Annotated in this window: 17 protein-coding genes; 5 read left to right on the forward strand and 12 right to left on the reverse strand. The window is 44.3% G+C overall.

From position 1 onward, the window contains the following. Positions 1-104: 104 nt before the first annotated feature. The 5 genes from MHH56_RS31770 to serS all read right to left on the reverse strand — a co-directional run bounded on the left by MHH56_RS31770 (position 105) and on the right by serS (position 8298). Complete coding sequence (locus MHH56_RS31770; RefSeq protein ID WP_339205509.1) at positions 105-983, reverse strand: carbohydrate ABC transporter permease; 879 nt, start codon at positions 981-983, stop codon at positions 105-107. Between the two features lie 18 nt (positions 984-1001). Further along, positions 1002-1859 carry an ABC transporter permease subunit gene (locus tag MHH56_RS31775; RefSeq protein ID WP_339209784.1) on the reverse strand — a complete coding sequence of 286 codons (858 nt, stop codon included), beginning with the start codon at positions 1857-1859 and terminating at the stop codon, positions 1002-1004. A gap of 314 nt (positions 1860-2173) precedes the next feature. Beyond that, positions 2174-6469 (reverse strand): endo-1,4-beta-xylanase, encoded by a 4296-nt coding sequence (locus MHH56_RS31780; protein ID WP_339205510.1) that lies wholly within the window; start codon positions 6467-6469, stop codon positions 2174-2176. 69 nt (positions 6470-6538) lie between these two features. Next, positions 6539-6877: a hypothetical protein gene (locus MHH56_RS31785; protein WP_339205511.1), complete on the reverse strand. Its 339-nt coding sequence runs from the start codon at positions 6875-6877 to the stop codon at positions 6539-6541. Between the two features lie 137 nt (positions 6878-7014). Continuing rightward, positions 7015-8298 (reverse strand): serine--tRNA ligase, encoded by a 1284-nt coding sequence (gene serS / locus MHH56_RS31790; protein WP_339205512.1) that lies wholly within the window; start codon positions 8296-8298, stop codon positions 7015-7017. A 381-nt stretch (positions 8299-8679) separates the two neighbouring features. Between serS and MHH56_RS31795 the strand changes: the two genes are divergently transcribed. From MHH56_RS31795 to MHH56_RS31805, 3 genes are all read left to right on the forward strand, one after another. Continuing rightward, complete coding sequence (locus MHH56_RS31795; RefSeq protein WP_339205513.1) at positions 8680-9138, forward strand: hypothetical protein; 459 nt, start codon at positions 8680-8682, stop codon at positions 9136-9138. 33 nt (positions 9139-9171) lie between these two features. Further along, the gene (locus MHH56_RS31800; protein ID WP_339205514.1) at positions 9172-9720 is read left to right on the forward strand and encodes a hypothetical protein; all 549 of its coding nucleotides are present in this window, start codon (positions 9172-9174) and stop codon (positions 9718-9720) included. 109 nt (positions 9721-9829) lie between these two features. Next, on the forward strand, positions 9830-10402 hold the full coding sequence (locus tag MHH56_RS31805; protein ID WP_339205515.1) for a hypothetical protein: 573 nt from the start codon (positions 9830-9832) through the stop codon (positions 10400-10402). A gap of 77 nt (positions 10403-10479) precedes the next feature. Here the strand turns inward: MHH56_RS31805 and MHH56_RS31810 are convergent, their stop codons facing one another. After that, positions 10480-10920, reverse strand: a complete 441-nt coding sequence (locus tag MHH56_RS31810) for a hypothetical protein (RefSeq protein ID WP_339205516.1) — start codon at positions 10918-10920, stop codon at positions 10480-10482. A gap of 401 nt (positions 10921-11321) precedes the next feature. On the opposite strand from MHH56_RS31810, the gene MHH56_RS31815 reads away from it, so the two are divergent. Beyond that, complete coding sequence (locus MHH56_RS31815) at positions 11322-11642, forward strand: heavy metal-binding domain-containing protein (RefSeq protein ID WP_339205517.1); 321 nt, start codon at positions 11322-11324, stop codon at positions 11640-11642. A gap of 14 nt (positions 11643-11656) precedes the next feature. Continuing rightward, on the forward strand, positions 11657-11884 hold the full coding sequence (locus MHH56_RS31820; RefSeq protein WP_339205518.1) for a hypothetical protein: 228 nt from the start codon (positions 11657-11659) through the stop codon (positions 11882-11884). 86 nt (positions 11885-11970) lie between these two features. Here the strand turns inward: MHH56_RS31820 and MHH56_RS31825 are convergent, their stop codons facing one another. The 6 genes from MHH56_RS31825 to MHH56_RS31850 form a co-directional block, all read right to left on the reverse strand. Then, entirely contained in the window at positions 11971-14211 is a 2241-nt protein-coding gene (locus MHH56_RS31825) for an FAD-dependent oxidoreductase (protein WP_339205519.1), read from the reverse strand. Positions 14212-14240: 29 nt separating this feature from the next. Continuing rightward, positions 14241-15068: a carbohydrate ABC transporter permease gene (locus MHH56_RS31830; RefSeq protein WP_076266365.1), complete on the reverse strand. Its 828-nt coding sequence runs from the start codon at positions 15066-15068 to the stop codon at positions 14241-14243. Positions 15069-15083: 15 nt separating this feature from the next. Beyond that, positions 15084-15968 carry a sugar ABC transporter permease gene (locus MHH56_RS31835; RefSeq protein ID WP_339205520.1) on the reverse strand — a complete coding sequence of 295 codons (885 nt, stop codon included), beginning with the start codon at positions 15966-15968 and terminating at the stop codon, positions 15084-15086. Between the two features lie 79 nt (positions 15969-16047). Continuing rightward, entirely contained in the window at positions 16048-17364 is a 1317-nt protein-coding gene (locus MHH56_RS31840; protein ID WP_339205521.1) for an extracellular solute-binding protein, read from the reverse strand. Between the two features lie 105 nt (positions 17365-17469). Further along, entirely contained in the window at positions 17470-18231 is a 762-nt protein-coding gene (locus MHH56_RS31845) for a response regulator (RefSeq protein ID WP_076266368.1), read from the reverse strand. Further along, positions 18209-20014 carry a histidine kinase gene (locus MHH56_RS31850; RefSeq protein WP_339205522.1) on the reverse strand — a complete coding sequence of 602 codons (1806 nt, stop codon included), beginning with the start codon at positions 20012-20014 and terminating at the stop codon, positions 18209-18211. The genes MHH56_RS31845 and MHH56_RS31850 overlap by 23 nt, the downstream gene beginning before the upstream one ends. Positions 20015-20110: the final 96 nt, after the last annotated feature.

Below are 20110 nucleotides of genomic sequence, written 5' to 3' on the forward strand. Positions count from 1 at the left end.
CTTTATTCCCCCCAATTGAATTTATTTGATGTGCTTTGACCATTCCAACCAAATCATAGATAGATCCTACTGTGCAGCAACACCCCTCTCATTAAACAAATCCATTATTCCTTCACGGCGCCAAGTACAATTCCTTTGACGAAAAATCTTTGAAGGAAAGGATACACAAGGAGAATGGGTGCCATGCCGATAAAGATTTGCGCAGCCTTTACGGTTCTTTGCGAAATATTTTCCAAATCCTCAGGTCGCACCGTCACTTTGCTGAAGTCTTGCTGTACGATAATAGTCTGCAGGAAAGTCGCAAGTGGATAGTTTTTATGATCCGTCATGAAAATTAGACCATCAAACCAGGAATTCCAATGTCCAACCATTGAGAATAATGATAGTGTAGCAATTGCAGGCATCGATACTGGCAAATAAATACTGAATAATGTTCTCAGATGGCCGGCTCCATCGATGAATGCGGCTTCCTCCAAATCCTTAGGCACCCCGCGAAAAAAATTAAGCAGGAGTATCATATTCCATACCGATACGGCTCCAGGAATGATAAGCACCCAAAGCGTATTCATCATGTTTAGCTTTTGAATAAGAATGTAGAAGGGAATCAAGCCACCGCTGAACAGCATCGTGAAGACGAAAAACCAAGTATATATACTTCTGCGTTTGAAATGGTGCGCTTCTTTAGATAGTGGATACGCCGCGAGCGTAACGAGTACCATACTGATTAGCGTGCCTAATGTAGTACGCTGAACAGCTACCCATAAAGAGCGAATAAAATTCTCATTCTCCAATGTCTTGCTATAGGCTTCAACCGTGAACTGAACGGGCAGCAATCCGACCAAATTAGCGTTCGCAGCCGCTTTCCCACTGAATGAAACAGCTAAAATGTGAATTAATGGAATAATACAAGCAATGGATAATATCGCTAGAAACGTATAGTTGATCACTGTGAATAATTTGTAGGTGTTCGATTTATGATACATTCTGTCGGTTCATCCTTTCTAGAAAATACGGTAATTGGCCAGTTTGTAAGCCAAGCGGTAAGCTGCGACGATAAGCACGAAGCCTACGACCGATTTGAAAAGCCCTATTGCTGTGGAGAATCCGAACTTGCCGTCTATAATACCGATACGGTAGACAAACGTATCAATAATATCCCCTTTGTCGAAAACCAGTGCATTATACAGATTGAATATTTGGTCAAAGCCCGCATTCAATATATTACCTAAAGATAGTGTTCCAACCACGATTGTAATTGGGATAAGTGCTGGGATGGTAATGAACAAGGTTTGATGCCATCTGTTCGCTCCATCTACTTCCGCCGCCTCGTACAATGACGGATTAATTCCTGCAAGTGAAGCAAGGAATACGATCGTTCCAAATCCAAACTCCTTCCAGACATCGCTTACAACAACGATAAATCGGAACCAATTTCCATCACCGAGAAAGAATATCGGTTTTAAACCGAACACCGCACCTAGAAACTGGTTGACGAGTCCTTCACTGGACAGCATGTCCAGCAAGATTCCCCCTAAGATGACCCAAGAAAGGAAATGCGGCAAGTAAACGAGCGTTTGTACCGTCCGTTTGAAAGCCGCCTTTCTCACTTCATTGAGCAAGAGAGCGAAGGTAAACGGAGCGATGAGTCCTGAAACCATCTTCATTCCGGCTATAATAACGGTATTCCAAATGACTTGTACGTACTCTGGCGTACTGAAAAGGTAACGAAAGTGCTCCAAGCCAATCCAATTGGATTGGGAAAATCCTAGCCAAGGCTTGAAATCTTGGAAAGCAATTACGAGTCCGAACATTGGAATGTAAGCAAAGATTAAAGTAAGGATAACCGCTGGCAGCAGCATCGCATCCAGCACCAACGCCCTTTGCCATTTGGAGCGGCGATCCGTACGTTGAGACAGCTGTGGAGCGGTCTCTGCAAGGGCATCTGCTGGTGTTATTGATTTCTTCATTTGTGTGCTTCCCTTCTGTTTGAATGACATAAATCCTATCTGTCCTATCGTCTGTTCTCATTATAAGTGGCGCCTAGAGACGCTACTATGATAAATCATAAGCATCGATAACAAATTGTTAATATCCGAGCTTGCGCTGATTGAATACAAATAAAACGCCAAGCCCCCTTCTATAGAAGAGAGCTTGGCGCCATTAAAACCATTCATTATTTGCTTGTATTCGGGATCAAGAGCATATTATATAAAGCTTGAACTGACTCTGCTCGAGTAGTATGCTCACTAGGATCAAAACGATAATTACCCTTGCCCTTCATCATTCCATGCGAAGAAACAATAGAAACAGCGTTCTTCGCCCATGCCGAGATGTTAGCCTTGTCTACGTATAATAGCTCGACGTTAGACTCCTCTGGTTTCGTTTTTGCTTGGTATGCATAAGCATTAGCAAGCATAACCGCCATTTCTTCACGTGTAATGTTTGCAAGGGGTGCAAACCGATCCACTGACACACCCTTAACAATCCCTGCTTTAAAAGCAGCATTAACAGCCGACGAGAACCATGTTCCTTCCGCAGCATCTATGAAACTGGAGACCCCTTGCTCTTTAAGTCCAAGCATGCGTACCAATAGAACGGTAAACTCCGCTCGCGTAATAGATTTGTCTGGAGCAAAGAGAGCAGCGGTTTGGCCATTCACAATTTGTTTTGCAGACAGCACCTTCAACGGCTCATATACCCAGTGGCTTGAATTAACGTCATTGAAGCTCTTATCATATTCAAGCAGCGCGTACTTACTGAAATGCGCAAGCTCAACAGAGATATGATTCGTTTTTTCATCATTCTTCCCGCCTACATATTCCCATTTATTGGTCTGCTCATTCAGCATGTAAATGCCGAAGAGCGACTTCTTCATATTGGCTTCCGCTGAATAGGAGAAGGATAAGGTGACAGCTCCATCAAATGTGCCCGCCTTAATCACACGACCATCACCCGTTATTAAAGACAGTTCGAAGGACCAGCTTTCTCCGCCAATAAACTTCGCAGATAACCCTTGCTCTCCTTGTAGCTGCTGACTGCCTGCAGCCTCTTTAGCAGGCTCCATACGAAGCGACAGCTCAGCTCCATTCCGAAATTCAGGCTTCAACTGATCAATGAGGGGCTGGAGCACTTTTGAATCAATCGTTAGTGCAGTAGACCCTTTGACTAGCTCCAGCTCTCTACCTTTTAATAGACCAGCTAATTGAAGTGGCAGCCGTACTTGATGCTTACCTTCTTGTACGCTGATGCTTACCCGATTAGGCGACCCGTTCTGAAAATTCTCCTGAGTAATGGTCATCACAGGATCAGCAGTGCTGCCAGATTGCCCTGAGCTTCCAGGTTTGTCACCGCCATTATCGATGCCGCTGTTCTTTTCTGACTCGGCAAAGGTCAAAATGCCGAATTGGGAAGTATTTCTCCATGAATCGTTTGTTGGATCGTTCCATTTGGCGGTGCTGTGCACTCCTCCGCCCTGATCGTCATTCACCTGAATGTCCAGACCTATTACACTATCTTTATTCGGACGAAGCTCAGGCAGCGCGATCTTCACTTCCATGCGGTAGCCTTTCTCTGTTCTTACAACTGCGCTCTCCAGACGAGAAGGAGAAGCATTTCCAGCAAAGGTAGCTGCATTATCAATATTTATCCGATATTGTGCATCATCATATTGATAAGTCGATGTTCGTTGATGATTTTCATCGATAAAAATTTCGATTGAATCCTGCAGCCATGGCTGCGGATCGTCTGATTTAAGCAGAGGATCGGTTACGTCGATTAACAGAAGCAGACTGTCATCCGTCCACATTGAACGAGCTTGAGCCGTTGCTTTGCTGTTATTATTAGTTAGATCCACAGCGAATGGCTTTGTCTTTTCCCAATCGCTTTCCATTTGTCCATCAATACGTGCAGTGCCTTTTATCGACTGTGCGCTTTTTGGCATACTTGCAAGCTGAATGACGCCATACTTGCTTGTGTCCAGATCTTGACTTAATGTGCTGTCATTCCAATAAACCGGCAATATCTCGCTTGTCGATGCATCCTGAATACGAATATCGAATCCGATTTCTTCCGTTCCTTGCGCTAAGCCTTTCCAAGGAATAATGGCTTCTAGCTTATAACCAGCTGCTGTTTCTTTTATTTTATAGCTGCTATCGCCATTTTCAGCGCCTGACCGATTAAAAGTAAGATGACGATCATCTGACTCGTAAACCGCCGACTTTCCATTATTCTCATCCACAAACAACTCTATCTTGTCCGCTGCGTCACGGGTAGCATCTTTAACCTCTACTTGAACATAAAGATTGGTCATATCCCATAAGGTACGGAACGTTGCAGCCTCGTTGCTGTTGCGTTTAAGCCGCGTCTGTACAGCTTTTTTCCATACGGAATCTGTAGAATTCTGATCACCCGCCGTTGGCGTTGCCATGAGTGATACCGCCCGGTTTGTAATAATCGGAAGTGACAGTGGATCTACAATTCCCCAGTAGACTAGCTTAGCTTGGAGATTCGCATCGAATAGCATAGCCTGATTGTTGTAGGATTTCTCGTCTTGCAATCCCCAAATCGTTACAGAGGAAATCTTGTCCTTATAGGTTTTGTATAAGTCAAACAATTCCTTATATCTATGTGCTTGCTTTGCAGCTATGTCAGCAGGCATAGGCGTACCCATGCTTACTCCGCTATCAACATCCAGCTCGGTAACCTGAATATCTAGCCCTAGCGAAGAAAACAGCTTAATTGTCTTTTCAACTTCCTCAATTGGCGGCGTAACCAACCCATAGTGGGATTGCAAGCCTACCCCGTCGATCAGACCTTTATCTTTGAGACGCTTTAGCAATTGATAGATATGTTCTCTTTTTTCTGGAACCTCTGTAAAGTAATCATTGTAATACAGCTTGGCATCAGGGTCCGCAGCACGAGCAAATTCGAATGCCTTCTCGATGTAATCAGGACCTATGAGATTATACCAGGGCGAAATTCTAACACCGTCCGCATCTCCCCCATTGTCAGCGATAGCTTCGTTTACAACATCCCATGCGTATATTTTCCCTTTGTAGCGATCCATTACCGTCTCTATATAAGACTGAAGGCGCTGCAGAAGCAAGTTGCGGCTGGCAGGCTGTCCATTGCTATCCGTAAACATCCACTCGGCCGCATCAATATGCCATAGAAGAGCATGTCCGCGCAGCCCCATTCCATTGTCCTGAGCATATTTCACGTAATAATCGGCTGCATCGAAGGTATACTGATTCTCAGCTGGGGAAATAAACTTTGGTTTCATTTCATACGTTGCCGTTATGCTGTTAAAATGCTTTTTGAGAAGCTCCCCATAAGCTCCTTCCATTTGCCAGGTATAGACGGCAGCACCAATTGGAAAGTCATCCTTAAAATAATCCTTTAAGGACACGATATCGTTTTGAATCGATAGCGCCGTAACAGGGACTACGGTTACTTCATCTACATAAAAAGATAGCATATCTGGAGTATTCTCCGTAATGTAAGGCGTTTCAATGAATAGTTTTAGCTCCGAAGGAGAATCGCTGTAATTAAGCTGTCCCTTAAGCTCATACCATTGCTGCCACTCCGACTTCTTAATCGTAATGGAATCTAGTGCATTCCAGCTCTCCGATCCGGACTTCTTATAGGCTGTCATTTGCAATTTGATGTCAGAGGCTGGCTCTTCCTTTAATCGAACATAGGCTTTTAATTCATATTCCTTGTTCTTTTGAAGGTGATTTTTGAGCTCAAGTGCTGGCCCATGAAACGTACGGCTCCGCCCTTCTACCAGCATACTGTTGCTGCCGCTATAGGCTTCAGCTGCGGAAACGGTCAGCGCCTCATGTCCGATTCGCGGCAACCACCCCTGAAGCGTTCCATCTTCAAAATCGATAAGCAGTCGATCATCGCCCACCGGGCCCTCTGAGTCAGGCACAAGCTCTATGGAAACATCATCAAAATAAAAGGCAGTACCCGCCGTGGCTTCTGCATAAAGATCATATTCGCCCTTCTTGCTCCCTGTCGTATAATTCCTTTTTATTAAGGTCCATTGCGATGCTGCATTCTGATCCGCCGTGCCTATTTGCTCCCAGTTGTCTTCCCCGTCAATGCTGCTCTTCATTGTAAGTTTAATATCAGCTGGCGTTGTACCGGGGGATAGCTTGACCCAAGCACTAATGGAGTAGGTGCGGTTAGGAGCCAACAATTCTGTTAAAACGTAATTGGGTCCCTCCCAATCCTCACTCCTCCCAGAAATATACAGGCTATGAGAGCCGCCATGATACTCATCTCCTGAGACCGTTAGCGACTCGTTTCCTTTACGCGCCCAGCCCTGCGTTGTTCCATTCTCAAAATCTGAAGTGAGAATGGTTGTGCTACTCTCGTTAGCAAACACCTGCTGAGAGGGAGGAAGAATGATAGTGATAAGCATGACAAAAGCGATAAATAATGCGAACGGTTTAGTAAATTTCATATAAATCCTCCTTAATGTGATGATCATAGCGCTGCAACTAGCTCTTTGTTCCATTCTTTTGTTGTGCGATTATATAAACCAAAGGTGGCACCGAATTCCCAGTAGGCCTAAGGCATGCTTGGTCGCTCTGCATCCAAGCGTACGGTCTCCGTCCAAACCACTCGGGAAGCCATGTCTGCCGTGCGATAGACGCCAAACTCCCCTAGTTCCATATTCTTCAGCCATCCACTCCGCACCTTGATGCGTTGGCTTCCTCAATGACCATATCCCACGCCCCTTCAACCGGGGCATCCAAAGCGCACCCCTCTCTTCTTCAATGCTTTTCCCCCCTAGTAAATAAATCCCGCTCTTCACTTCATGTACTACAACCGGATAGTTGAAGTATAGCTCCAAGGTAAGCGTTTCCATATAACAAATACATCACTCACATAACAAATTATTAGCTTTGTCCCTAATCGAGTAACCTTTTTTCATTTTCAAAGTAAATAGAACAAAAAAATGCGATAAGGAAATGCTGCTGAGCATCTCCTTACCGCATTTTCAATTTATTCATTAATAGCTATTTGCTCCAGCCCTCTCATATAAGGCTGCAGCGCTGCTGGAATTCGGATCGAGCCGTCTGCCAGCTGATGATTTTCGAGCAGTGGAATGAGAATACGCGGGCTAGCCACTGCTGTGTTGTTGAGCGTATGGCAATATTTTAACGAGCCATCCTCTGCACGGTACCGTATATTCGAGCGGCGTGCTTGAAAATCATGCAGGTTCGACGACGAATGCGTCTCCCCGTAGGCCTGCCTGCTTGGCATCCATGTCTCAATATCGTATTGCTTATACGTTTTTTGCGACATATCGCCAGTACATACTGCCATGACTCTATAGGGCAGCTCAAGGCATTGAAGCAGTTCCTCGGCATTAGCCGTTATTTCCTGCAGCAGCGACTCCGACAACGCCGGATCAGCCTCGCACAAAATAACCTGCTCGACCTTGGCAAACTGATGTACACGGTATAGACCATGAACATCTCTGCCAGCCGAGCCGACCTCGCTGCGGAAGCATACCGATGCAGCAGCCAGCTTGATTGGCTCTCCTACCTCTATAATTTCGTCCGCGTAATAGGTAACCATAGGTACCTCCGAGGTGCCTACCAGCCATTTATCCTCGCCTGCAATCCGGTAGGTCTGATCCTCACCAAGCGGGAAAAAGCCAGTATGCTTCATCGCTTCGGTGCGGACCATTAATGGTACTTCCAGCAGTGTGAAGCCTTTTCTCAGCAGCAAATCGACAGCCAGCTGCTGCACGGCACGATGGAGCAAAACGCCTGCCCCCTTCAAGTAATAATTACGGCTGCCTGCTGCCTTCACACCTCGCTGCACATCAATCATTTGGTGCAGATCACCCAGCGCCATATGATCCTTTGGTTCAAAAGGAAAACTCGGGGCTTCGCCAACACGCTTTTGCTCTATATTGTCTGCGTCCGATCGTCCATCTGGCGTGTCTGGCGATACGATATTAGGTACCAACGCCATGAGCTCAGCTGCATGCTGCTCTACTATCGCAAGCTCTGCTTCCACTGCGCCCAGCTTCTCATTTGTTTCCTTGACCTTATGCTTCGTTTCTTCCACTTCAGCTTGAGCATTCTGCCTCACTAGTGTGCCGATAAGATTCGAGAGCTTGTTGCGAATTTCCCGTAAAGCTTCCGATTCCTGCATTAGCTGACGTTTCTTCTCGTCCCAGAGCATCAGCTCTGCAATAGAAATCTGAATCCCCTTCTGATTCGCAATCGTCTGTACCTGCTCTTGATTTTGCCTAACCCATTTCATGTCCAACATGCTAACCGCGCTCCTTTTCATTAGAAAAACACAAAAAACGCCCTCCATCCCAATGGGACGAGGAGCGTTTTTTACTCGCGGTGCCACCCAAATTGATTAAACAGACGCACTGTCTAATCCTCTTTGTTCCGCGATAACGGGCGGACCCGGTAAACTTAGGGGGAAGGTGCTTCCCTCCCCTTGACGAGAACGCCTCCGAGTTGGATTCTCTTCACTGGCGTGATCCGATAATTAATTTTGTAGTAATATAACACATTATATAAGGCCAACACAAGTGTCATTGTGGAAATATAATTCCAATTCGGCTTTTTAGTGTGACTCATATGCAACTTTTTCCACTTATTAACAGTCAGTAGGTTATATGAAGGGGAGGTGCATTTGTTGAGATATGGTCTTCTACTTACATTCTTACTTATCATGTTTGGGCTGGCAAGCTGCGAAAGCTCCGGAGCGAACAACAGCTTAACCACTCATACAGAACAGACGAACAAAGATCACCTGACGGAATCGTTGTCGAAATCAAGCGATACATTAATCATTACCAAAAGAGTTGGCATGGAAAACCAATACGACGATCATAAGGAAATAAACGATGAGAAGTCTGTTTCTACTGTGAGGAACATTTTAAACAAAGGCGAATGGGAAGAAGTTAAATTCCTAATGACAAGACCAGCCGATTATAAAGTTCATTTCCAACCTACCGATGGGTCAGAAGCAAAAGCGGTACTATATGAGGTTTGGTTTACGAACGACATTGCTGAGATTTATATAAGCGGCATTCATTCTTATAATAAAACGTCGAAAGAGGATGCAGAAACGCTGGGTACTATTTTAAAATAACGGATGGATTAGAAAGAAATGAGGCATAGCGTAATGAAAATAATCCGTTCTCTTCTCCTTATAATCGTATTCATATCCCTATCTCTAACGATAGCACCGTCCAAAAGCTTCGCATGGTCTTGTGCCGAGAGCGATGCACCCAAGCAATTGTTTAAAAAACATGATTTTGTATATATCGCTAAAGCTATGGAAACCTCCTATGAGGAATCAGCCGGTATGAATCCCAAAAGCAGGACAACCTTTGAGGTGAAATCAACATTAAAAGGCACCTCCAGCGATAAAGTAACCATTGTCACGACGGCTGGCAGCGAATTTACTGAAGGCACAGATTATCTTGTATATGCTTATCAAACAACAAAGAAAAATTACTTATACAAGTATGAAGCAGGCGAAATAGCGACTGATACTTGGTGCGGAGGAACAAAAGCAATATCGCTTGCAAGTTACGATCTTGAAGCGATAGATGAATATAAGAAGATGACTAACATGGTTTATTTTATTATTATTCCCATCGTTGCTGCCGCTGTTATCGTCACCGTATTCCTTCTATTGAAACGCAAAGGGAAACTAGGACGACGCTGATGCATTATTTGGGGGATTTATGATTGAGATTAGGACAACTCGTTTAAAATAACATGGAGACATAACTGATGGGCCGGATTATACAAGCCCTTCATGAAGGAGGCTTCTCATGCTGAATGAGATGACAACAATACCGCGTAAGAATAAAAGGCGGAAAGGTTTTGCGGCTTTCGCCGCTTTTGGCATAACGATGACTTTATTAGCTGGCTGCAGTCAAACAGGAACGAGTGAAATGGGTGCTCAGCCTAATCCAGATTCCGCTGCAATCGCTCCCGCTAATCAAACCGAAGAAACAAATGCTGCTTCAGAGAAGGATAACCCCTTCGCCGCTGCTGGCATTACGGATCCTAAAGCTTTTATCAAAATGTTTGAAGCGGTTAAGACAGCTGTTGCCGCAGGTGATAAAGAAGCCGTTGCAGACCTAGTGCTGCTGCCGCTTCGAGTAAACGGAAAAACATCGATGGAGATTACATCCAAAGCAGAGTTTATAGAGAAATATGATGCCATTATGACCAAACCCGTGAAGGATGCGCTAGCCGCGCAGAAGGTGGATGATTTGTTCGTTCGCGATCTAGGTGTGATGGTCGGAGACGGTGAGCTTTGGTTTGGCGCATCGGCCGAGGAGCCTCAAGCATACGGCATTATTGCCGTTAATCTAGAGGTTGATAGTACGACGAAATAAATGAAAATGAACGGAATGCACAAAAAAAACAGTCCACCTTCTTATCCTATGGTGGGCTGTTTTATATGCATTCTAACCTATTTCTTCGTCAGAGCTTTTAACTCCTCGATCGCCATCGTGATGTGTTCCTCTCCCAATGTCGTTTCCGCTCCGTAAAAAAACAATACATTGGCTACATGGTGGGAACGATAAGACGCCAAATCCGCCGCTGCCCAGCTATTAGCAAAATCCTCTAAGCCTTTTTCAGCCTCTTTGCTTGATGAATAAATATAAATACTAATACTTTGACTCGTATTATAGTTGAATTGCTCCGGCTTTATATCGTTATAGGCTCTAGAAAATACAGCACCCGGGTTTATATCGGTTTTTGCGGTTAACGAGATGCCATGTCTTTCAAATACACTCTTTATTTGATCCAATGTTATCGTTTCTTCGTTTCTTTCGCTCGAACCGCCGCCATAAGCACAGCCTGTAACGGCTAAACAAATCATACAAACGATCATAATCATTTTCCTCATAACATCGCCCCTTTGACTGCTATGACGTGTAAATAAGGTAATAAGTTACAGGAGCTCATCCCAGCCAAGCCCTAATTCGGTAACGGTAATGATCCTCTTTTCTAATCACGCAAATGGATTGAATACACTTTATAATCGCCATTATCCGATGCAAATTTTAAAATTTTCCCGTTATCAGGCATTCCCCTTCTTCTTTATTCAAATCGGTTTTCCCATGCCTAACAACATAAATCATAGTACTAGCCTCCTCATTTTATATATATTTCCATTGGATATTATTGGAATGAGTGATACTATAATTTTAGTTGATATGACTTCTATATCGCAAGAAGGATGCAATAATGATTTTGTTAAGATAAGCATGTTATGTTCAGTACATAATTAGAATGGGAGGAACCAAAATGTTAGTTGTCACTACAGAAAATATTCCTGGCTATCATATTGATAAAGTAATAGGCCACACATTTGGTGTCGTAGTAAGAAGCCGGGGCCTTGGAGGAAATATTACAGCCTCTGTGCGAAGCATATTCGGTGGAGAAATTAAAGAATATACAGAAATGATTGAAGATGCCCGTAAGGTCGCTATAGACCGTATGATTCAAAATGCACATGCCATGGGAGCAAATGCAATCGTGATGATGCGATTTGACTCTGGTGAAATCGGACAAACGATGTCTGAGATCGTCGCTTATGGTACTGCAGTTGTGGCTGAGAAAAATTAGCGATGCCCTATTTCATGAGCATTTACTTCGCCCTTCAATTGTTGGTTATTATTATCGCTATTATTAGTACGTTTATATATCGCCGTAGGCGGCTAAAGCAACGCACGCTTCAGCCTCCAGCTGGTTTCCAGAAAACGAATGAAATATTTATTGATCCGACAACGGGCGTTCAGCAGCAAGTATGGTTTAACCCTAGTACTGGAGAAAGATTTTATGAAAGAACGGATAAAAATAAAAAATAAGCTAATTCACGGTGGCTAAAGCTGCCATGAATTAGCTTATTTTTTAAAAATTCAATTAAAGTCCTGCTAAGCGCACCACAGCACGACTACTCATAAGCCCGTATTTCAACAACTTCTGCATAAGGGCATCCATTTGTAGCTTCAATTACAACGCGGATCTTATTGGTGCGGATAGGCTCCAACTGATGCGTCCGTTTACGTTTTCTATTATCCGTCTCACGCAGCAATACCTTCCACTGCTCATCGACAAAAGCCTCAATTCGATAATCCTTCACCAGCTCAGGAATAACTTCAAATGGCGTTCTATGATGGTGCAGGTTGATTAGATCCTCATTCACATCATCATTGAAGGTAATATGAATATTGGATATGAAAACAGAGGAATCCCACTCAAGAGAAAGCCACTCTGGCTTATTGCTCTCCATTCGATTAGAAACCCATGTATGAGGACCGCCATAAGGTCTTGTGTAGCCATCAATAGCAGATACTGCTTCGTATGCTGTAGTCTCAGGGAATGCCTTGAAGCAGAAAGGTGTTCTGTGAAGCCCTTTCATTTGCCAAGCCATGGTCTGCTGCGTATCGAAGAAACTGGAGAAATCAGCGGATAAATCAATCTTATTCTCGAAGCACAACACACCGTAAAGCGGCGTTTCAGACGTGTACAATTGCAGCTCCGGGTTCGACTGAATCACAACGAATAAATTGATCGCTTCCACCGCCTTATAATCAAGCGCAAAATCAACCCACTGCTTCGTTCCCTGCGTTACTTTCACGGTATGCTTGGAGATAAGTCCCATTGGAATATAGTTTTCTTTTTTTCCGGTAGAATGTATTTCAATCGTCATTTCTGTATTCGCCAAAGCATCAACAAGCAGAGACAGCTTGTTTAGCTCCGATGTGACCGGGAATGTTATTCCAACCGGATTCAGTAAAGAATAAACCTTAGACGCATCATCTATATGCACGTTTCTCATCATACTCGAAGCAGCTGCTTTGGCGCTTCTCCCCAGATCGCCAGCATCCTCATTGCGAATACCAATAATGGAAGCATCTTGTCTAATGAGTGTTTGCTGCAGCTCTGCAAGATGAGACTGACTTAGCTCTCTTGGTGTAATTCCCTTCATAGCAGAGAGGGCAGCTCCCGTCCCAGCCGCTTCTCCCATTACCGCACAGGTAGCCATCACTCTAGTCGTGCCAAAAGCAACATGTGTCGCACTAACATTTCTGCCGGCGAACAATAAATTATTAACGTTGCTGGAATACAGCGAACGGAACGGAATATGGTACGTACCATCTGCATGGAAGTGTTTGGAGCCGCTCTCTTCCGCATACATTCCCTTTGGCGGATGCAAATCGATGGACCAGCCGCCGAACGCTACTCGATCCTCAAATTGCTCCTGCGCCACGATATCATTCTGATTGAGGATATAGTCGCCAACAAATCTCCTGTATTCCCGTTTGCCTGGAAGAGATCCTACCCATTCCAGAGTCATATTATCCGCTTCAAACTTTCCTGAGTTTTTAATATAATCCCAGATTCCATAAATAACGGACCACAACTCATCCCGTATTCTCTCGTTCTCATGAACGGTATCCAGCTCCCCGCCCCATTCAATCCACCAGTAGTGGCAGCCCGAATCTCCGCTTCGCATTACCCGGCGTACCGGTATGGAGGTTTGGGAAATATCCTTGGCAAAGCTTGGCGGGATATATTTGACTAGCTGGCCTGCATCCTTTGTATAAAATAAAATCGTGCTTCCGAGCGTGATGTCATCCGCAACTTCAGGAGCCCAATCCTCCTTAAATTCATGATGCGCTTCCCGTCCAATTCGAAACTTTGCTCCTGCTAGAAAACCGACCAGACCGTCTCCGGTGCAATCTAAAAACATTTTGCTCTCGAAGCGAATTTTGCGTTCAGATCCCATCATCCAGCCTGTCACGGAATGGATCTGACGATCCACCTCTGAGCCTGTTGCCTCAACCTCATGTACATCCGTGTTGAGGAATAGCTCGATGTTTTTCTCCGCTTTAACGGCCTCTAATACGATCAGATCCCAAAGATAAGGATTGCCGTCAGGATTGCGATACTGATTTTCTACAAACAATTCACCCATAATACCCGTTTCTCTGGCATAACGATTCACGCCATGCCCTGTAGCGCCGCATACCCAAACGCGCACCTCGCTGCTGGAGTTGCCGCCCAAGACAGGTCGGTTCTGTACCAAGGATACTCTCTGTCCCAGTCTTGCCACAGCAATGGCAGCGCAAACGCCGGCGAGCCCGCCACCAATGACGGTTACTTCTGTCTTTATAATTTCAGATCTCATATCATAACGCTCCTTTTCTTTGTGAGTGATCAGCCCTTAACGGCAGAGCCGGATATGCCCTGGATAATATATTTTTGACCGATGATAAAAATTAGGATCATAGGGACAATCGCAGCGGTTGCCGCAGCCATCATGCCGTTGTAATCGACGTTATTTTCCAAAATAAAATTTTGCAAGCCAAGCGGAATCGTATATAAATTGGGGCTGGATAAAAATACGAGCGCGTTCTCAAAGTCATTCCAGTGCCACGAGAAGTCGATAATCGTAAAGGTAGCTAGTGCCGGCTTCGCTAAAGGCAGAACAAGCTTAAAGAAAATTCGAAAATGGCCGGCACCGTCTATAAAAGCAGATTCCGTAATTTCCTTCGGAATGCTCATAAAAAATTGCCTTAGCATAAACACGCCAAAAATCGAGAACAAGCCCGGCAATATAAGCGCCCAATGCGTATTGTATATATGCATCCAGTTAAACATGATGAACTTCGGAACAAAAATAACCTGTGGCGGTATCATCATCATAGACAAGTAGACGAGAAACATGGCATTCCTGCCTCTAAACTCGATTCTCGCAAAACCGTAAGCAGCGAATGCGGACAGAAACACTGCGCCGACTGTGCTAATAATGGAGATTTTAAGTGAATTCAAATAATAGGTGATAAAGTTATAGTCACCTGTCCAAATTCGTTCATGGCTTCTCCAATCAAGCTTAGAGGGCAGCCATCTTGTAAATACTTCGCTTGGACTCTGCAGGGACGTGCTGACCATCCATAGAAACGGAAGTATCATGAACACGCCGCAAATGAGCATGAGTACAGTTAACGGCATCTTGGTTTTGACAGAGCTGACTAGATTGTTCATTGAAAACTCCCCTTTCTAATAGTGGACCCAGCGCTTCTGGCTAATCCATTGAATGACGGTTATCCCCATAATAATAGCGAATAAGAACCATGATATCGCTGAAGCATAACCCATTTCATAATAGCTGAAGGCTGTTTTGTAAATGTATAGCGACAAGATCGTCGTGCTTCCGCTCGGACCGCCCTGTGTAATCGCTTGAATGATGGAGAAGGATTTCATCGTCATGATTAAACCAGTAATGAGCAGCATAAAGGTAGTCGGACTAACAAGCGGCCATACAATTCGCCACGTGACAGTCCGGCTCTTTGCACCGTCTATCTTCGCTGCTTCCAGCAGCTCAGGCGATACTTCTTGAAGCGCAGCAAGGTAAATAATCATGTTGTAGCCTAACAAGAACCATATCTGTATGATGTCAATCGCATACATTGCAGTCTCGGTATCAGCGAACCAGCCTGGCGGCGATACAATGCCAATCCAGCGAAGTATTTCATTGATGGGCCCTTGAGAGGGTTGAAACAAGAGCATCCAAACGAATGCAACAGCTACACCGCTAGAAATATAGGGAAGAAAAAACATCCCCCGCAGCAGCCCTTTCAGATATACATTCTTATTCAGAACGAGAGCGACGACAAAGGATAGTCCAAGCGATACTGGAACAGAAAGAAGGAATATCGCCGTATTCTTAATCGCATTATAAAACTGATCATCCTGGAACATTCGCTTTATATTGTCCATTCCCGTGAACGAGACATTTGGATTGGAAAATTGATAATCGGTAAAAATCAGTCCAAAGGAAAATAACGCAGGTACGACAAAAAACAATAGTACGCCCAACATATTCGGAAGAATAAACACATAACCCAACCAGCTTTGCTTGCGCATCCAGCTCGTTTTACTCATAACAACCCGCCTTTCTTCGTTCACCCGTAAAAAAAAGTAAGAAGGACAAGGCTGCTCCTTCTTACTTTCTTTACGCAGCTTATTTCTTGATGAATTCGTTGTGCCGCTCTGCCATATTTTTCAACGTCGTGTCGATATCTTGCTTATTGAGGAAATACTTCTCATATTCTTCTTTGCGCGCATCGATCACTTGCTGAGGCACGTTAAGCTGGAATGAATCGAATTTGCCGAATACCACTTTGTTTAGAGAATCCCGATCATAATTTTCTTCATACCCTTTTAGGAGCAAATCGATCGCTTCCGTGCTGTCTACACTTTTGGATGACGGAATACGTCCGCCCGGAGCCATTGGCAGCATTCCGCCATCAGCGTACCATTTCACAAATTCCCAAGCCGCTTCTTGATTTTTGGATTTCGCGTTAACCGAAATCACGTCGCCCAATCCGCCTGGATATTTGAAGTTGGTTTGATCCTTGGAGATACGCGGAATTGGTGCAAAAGCAATTTTGAAATCATGCGGGAAATCGACTAGATTGTTCGCATTACGGAATATAAATTCACCAGCTGTCAGCATCGCTGTCTCGCCTTTTAGGAACATCGTATCCACCGGCATCTTGCTGGTCAGCTGCTCGCCATATTCCGGAGTTGATTTATCCTTGAACATCATGTTGTGCAAAATTTCAAAACCCTGTTTCCAATAAGCATTATCGAAGTTCGATGTGCCGTCTGCTTTCACATACCCGTCTCCACCGATCGTGCCATCGAATTGCGTAGTAAATGCAGCATCATGCTGGAGCAAGCCCCATACATTAGGTTGTTTCAATTTTAGTGCATATTCCTGTAAATCGGACCACGTCCAATCTAGCGGAGGAATAGGCAGACCTGCCGCATCAAGCATATCTTTGTTCAACCAGATGAACGCCATGTTTTTCTTTGTAGGCATGCCGTAATACTTGTCATTAATCATCCATTGCTTAGCTTCAGGACCCATTTGCTCATCAATGTTGTAATCCGTCTTTGCGCTCATATCTACGGCTACACCTGCATCTATTCTCTTTTGAAGGCGAGAGAGGGTGTAGTTTATATAAATATCTGCATCTTGCCCAGCAAGCAAAGCAGTATCCAGCTTTAAGTTGCCCGCATCATCATTAACGAACCGAACATATTCCACTTGTACATTTGGATTCTCGGCATTCCATGCGTCAACAACCGCTTGAGGTCCCGCTTCAGGAGGTACGCCGCCCCATAGCGTAAGCTTAATCTTTTTGGTTGTTGTGGCGCCGTTGTTTGTTGGTGTCCCCGAAACATTATTTTTGTTGTTCCCACCGCATCCAGCGATCAGAACCACGACAAGAATAAGAGAAAGAGCACTGATCAACATTCTGTTTCTTTTCATTTCTTTGCCCCCTACAAACTTGATTAATTGCTTAGTTAAATCTTATCACCGGGCATTTCGCGGGGTAAGGAACGATATTTGGCGATTCATGATACATTCTTTGGATCATTTATTTTGCTCTTTGCGATATTCACTTGGCGTCATGCCACACCATCGTTTAAATATTTTAATAAAATAGTTGTCATTCTCGAATCCTACTTGCCTTGCAATCTCACCTATCGATTGGCTTGTTTCCTCAAGCAGCATCTTTGCTGCCTCGATTCGGCGGTTCTGTACATAGTGAATAAAGGTTTGGCTCGTTTTTTTCTTAAACAAATCACTCACATAGCTTGCATCCATAGAGATGAGCTCAGCTGCACGTTTTAATGTGATTTCCTCAGCGTAATGCTCCTCAATATGGCGAATAATTTTATTCATCTCTGGATGATCCGTAGGTTCAGATGTATTCTTCTTCGGAAACCACTTGGCTGCTTTTCTTAATTGCTCTCGCTGTTCTAGTTCAAGGGTTACCTTCTCAAGTGCCTGCTTCAACCCGCTCACATCCATTGAAAGCTTAAGTAAATAGCTGGACGCTCCGAACTCCAGCGACTGCCTTGCATACTCGAACTCATTCATACAGGTAAGCATAACGAATCGGCAATCAAGCCCTTCTTTCCTGACAGATTTCAGCAGCTCTACTCCATCCATCATGGGCATATCAATATCCGAAATGACCACGTCCGGCTGTAATTCTCGAATCGCCTGCAACGCTTCCTCGCCGTCATTAGCAGTCGCTATAATTTCAAAAGGAAGATTAGCTTTGCTCATCAGCTTGCTGAGACTCGCTCTTGCATGCTGTTCATCATCAACGATCAATACGGTCCACATCGCTGTCAGCCTCCTTTAAATAGGGTTTCGATAATAATAGAGGGAGATGCATCATTACCTTTGTTCCCTCTTCTGATGAGGCAAGGGACAAGCCTGTACTCTGATTTTTGAAAAGAAGCTCCAAGCTTTCTCGAATATTTTGAATACCGATGCTTTTCCGCTTACGGAACACCTTCTTCTCTTTGGCACGTTCTACCCCTACTCCATTGTCCGCCACTTCAAGATACAAAAGATCATGTCTCGCCTCTGCTTTGATTTCAATTCGGCCGTCACTCCGTCTCCCTCCAAACCCATGTATAATGGCGTTTTCTACCAAAGGCTGAAGACAGAATTTCGGAACCAGTGCAAAGTTTAGCTCGTCACTTAGCTCATAGCTGACTGTAATATGCCCACCGAAGCGAGCGCTTTGTATGCGCATATAGGAATCGATAAGCGCAATCTCATCTTTCAGCAATATAAGGTCGACCTCTACATTCAATGTCGTCTCTAATATTTTTCCAAGCGAAACACAAATTTCATAAATGTCATCCTCATCCTTCTCAAGCGCTATGCTTTTAATAACATTAAGCGTATTCAAAAGAAAATGCGGGTTCATTTGAGATAAGAGAACCTGAAAGCGGACGATCTGCCTCTGACGTTCCTCTAATTGAAGCCGTTCCATTAAGCCATTTATATCGTCAATCATGGTATTGAAGCTTCGCGTGAGTGCAAGAATTTCACCTCGCCCTTGTTCTGGCAGCTTTACTTTGAGGTTAGTCTTGACCGATATCTCCATCTTTCGCTGCAGCGTTTTTAGCGGAACAGTAATCGTTGAAGAAATAAAATAGGTCATCATGACAAACACAAGCGTAATCAACCCGAAGATGGCGAAAAAGCGTTTTTTCAACGTTTCCACTTCTTCAAACAGCAAGGACAAGGGTACTTTCTTCACAATAAATCCATTTAACTGGGCAATACGGCTGAACGTATACAATACCTTCTCATCTTGGCTAACAATGGAAGCGGATGCCGATGGCTCTTTTACTTCGAGCATCGCTGATAAAATGGCAGGATCAATCGCTTCATCGGCATCGGACTGCACCATTGATTTTCCTGTATGATCCAATAAATAATAAATGCCTTCGCGCTGCCTATCTCTCATCACCTTGTTGAACCATTGCTCATAATCGATGCTGATACGGGCATAGGCGTACTCTTTGAGATTCTCATCGCGGAGCATCTGATAGAGACTAAGCATATTTTGATTGGGTTTAATAACCGGACTCACATAATTGGTATCGCTTGCATTCCAAATGGAGCTTTCCCCTTCATTGGAGGAAAGCATCTTTACCCATGCTTCATTCGTAATCGAGGAGTAATTCAGTGGCTCACGAGGAGCAAAGGAGGTATAGGCATAGCCTTGTTTATCTACCAGCGTATAATACACCGTTGCACCAGTCAGGAAGAAGCTGTTCTCAATGCTTGCGAACTTATTCTCCACCAGTTCCTTCCGCGTTAGCGGATCTTTCAGCTCCGGATTTTTCATAACCGAGCGGATGGTGTCATCCTGTTCTAATAGCAGACCTGTCTTCATAACAAGCCCGAGCACATCTAGGAAAGACTTCTCGATATCGAGAAGCTGATCCTCGTTTTTGGCGGAGGCTTCCTCCTGCAGAACTCTTTCCGTTTCACTGAAATTATAAATAACTAATAAAACGAATGGAGCTAGCACTAGCAGCAAAAAAGCCATCAATATTCTGTTTTTGAACGTTTCTGGAGTTAAGCCTCTAATCCATTTGTTCACGCGATATGCCCCCCAAGTGCTCTCATCTGTTTAAAAATTGATTCGACATACCTCTCAAGATAACGCGAATAGTCCGTAGGAGCAAGCTTGAAAATA

This window comes from Paenibacillus sp. FSL K6-3182 (assembly GCF_037976325.1).
In the GTDB taxonomy this organism is placed as follows: domain Bacteria; phylum Bacillota; class Bacilli; order Paenibacillales; family Paenibacillaceae; genus Pristimantibacillus.

Excerpts from the sequence above, each read along its gene's own strand:
- MHH56_RS31780 (WP_339205510.1), bottom strand. The coding sequence starts at position 6,469 with ATGAAATTTACTAAACCGTTCGCATTATTTATCGCTTTTGTCATGCTT.
- MHH56_RS31825 (WP_339205519.1), bottom strand. The coding sequence starts at position 14,211 with ATGAGATCTGAAATTATAAAGACAGAAGTAACCGTCATTGGTGGCGGG.
- MHH56_RS31820 (WP_339205518.1), top strand. The coding sequence starts at position 11,657 with ATGAGCATTTACTTCGCCCTTCAATTGTTGGTTATTATTATCGCTATT.
- serS (WP_339205512.1), bottom strand. The coding sequence starts at position 8,298 with ATGTTGGACATGAAATGGGTTAGGCAAAATCAAGAGCAGGTACAGACG.
- MHH56_RS31845 (WP_076266368.1), bottom strand. The coding sequence starts at position 18,231 with ATGTGGACCGTATTGATCGTTGATGATGAACAGCATGCAAGAGCGAGT.
- MHH56_RS31770 (WP_339205509.1), bottom strand. The coding sequence starts at position 983 with ATGTATCATAAATCGAACACCTACAAATTATTCACAGTGATCAACTAT.
- MHH56_RS31775 (WP_339209784.1), bottom strand. The coding sequence starts at position 1,859 with ATGCTGCTGCCAGCGGTTATCCTTACTTTAATCTTTGCTTACATTCCA.
- MHH56_RS31830 (WP_076266365.1), bottom strand. The coding sequence starts at position 15,068 with ATGAACAATCTAGTCAGCTCTGTCAAAACCAAGATGCCGTTAACTGTA.
- MHH56_RS31800 (WP_339205514.1), top strand. The coding sequence starts at position 9,172 with ATGAAAATAATCCGTTCTCTTCTCCTTATAATCGTATTCATATCCCTA.
- MHH56_RS31815 (WP_339205517.1), top strand. The coding sequence starts at position 11,322 with ATGTTAGTTGTCACTACAGAAAATATTCCTGGCTATCATATTGATAAA.
- MHH56_RS31840 (WP_339205521.1), bottom strand. The coding sequence starts at position 17,364 with ATGAAAAGAAACAGAATGTTGATCAGTGCTCTTTCTCTTATTCTTGTC.
- MHH56_RS31785 (WP_339205511.1), bottom strand. The coding sequence starts at position 6,877 with ATGGAAACGCTTACCTTGGAGCTATACTTCAACTATCCGGTTGTAGTA.
- MHH56_RS31835 (WP_339205520.1), bottom strand. The coding sequence starts at position 15,968 with ATGAGTAAAACGAGCTGGATGCGCAAGCAAAGCTGGTTGGGTTATGTG.
- MHH56_RS31810 (WP_339205516.1), bottom strand. The coding sequence starts at position 10,920 with ATGAGGAAAATGATTATGATCGTTTGTATGATTTGTTTAGCCGTTACA.
- MHH56_RS31805 (WP_339205515.1), top strand. The coding sequence starts at position 9,830 with ATGCTGAATGAGATGACAACAATACCGCGTAAGAATAAAAGGCGGAAA.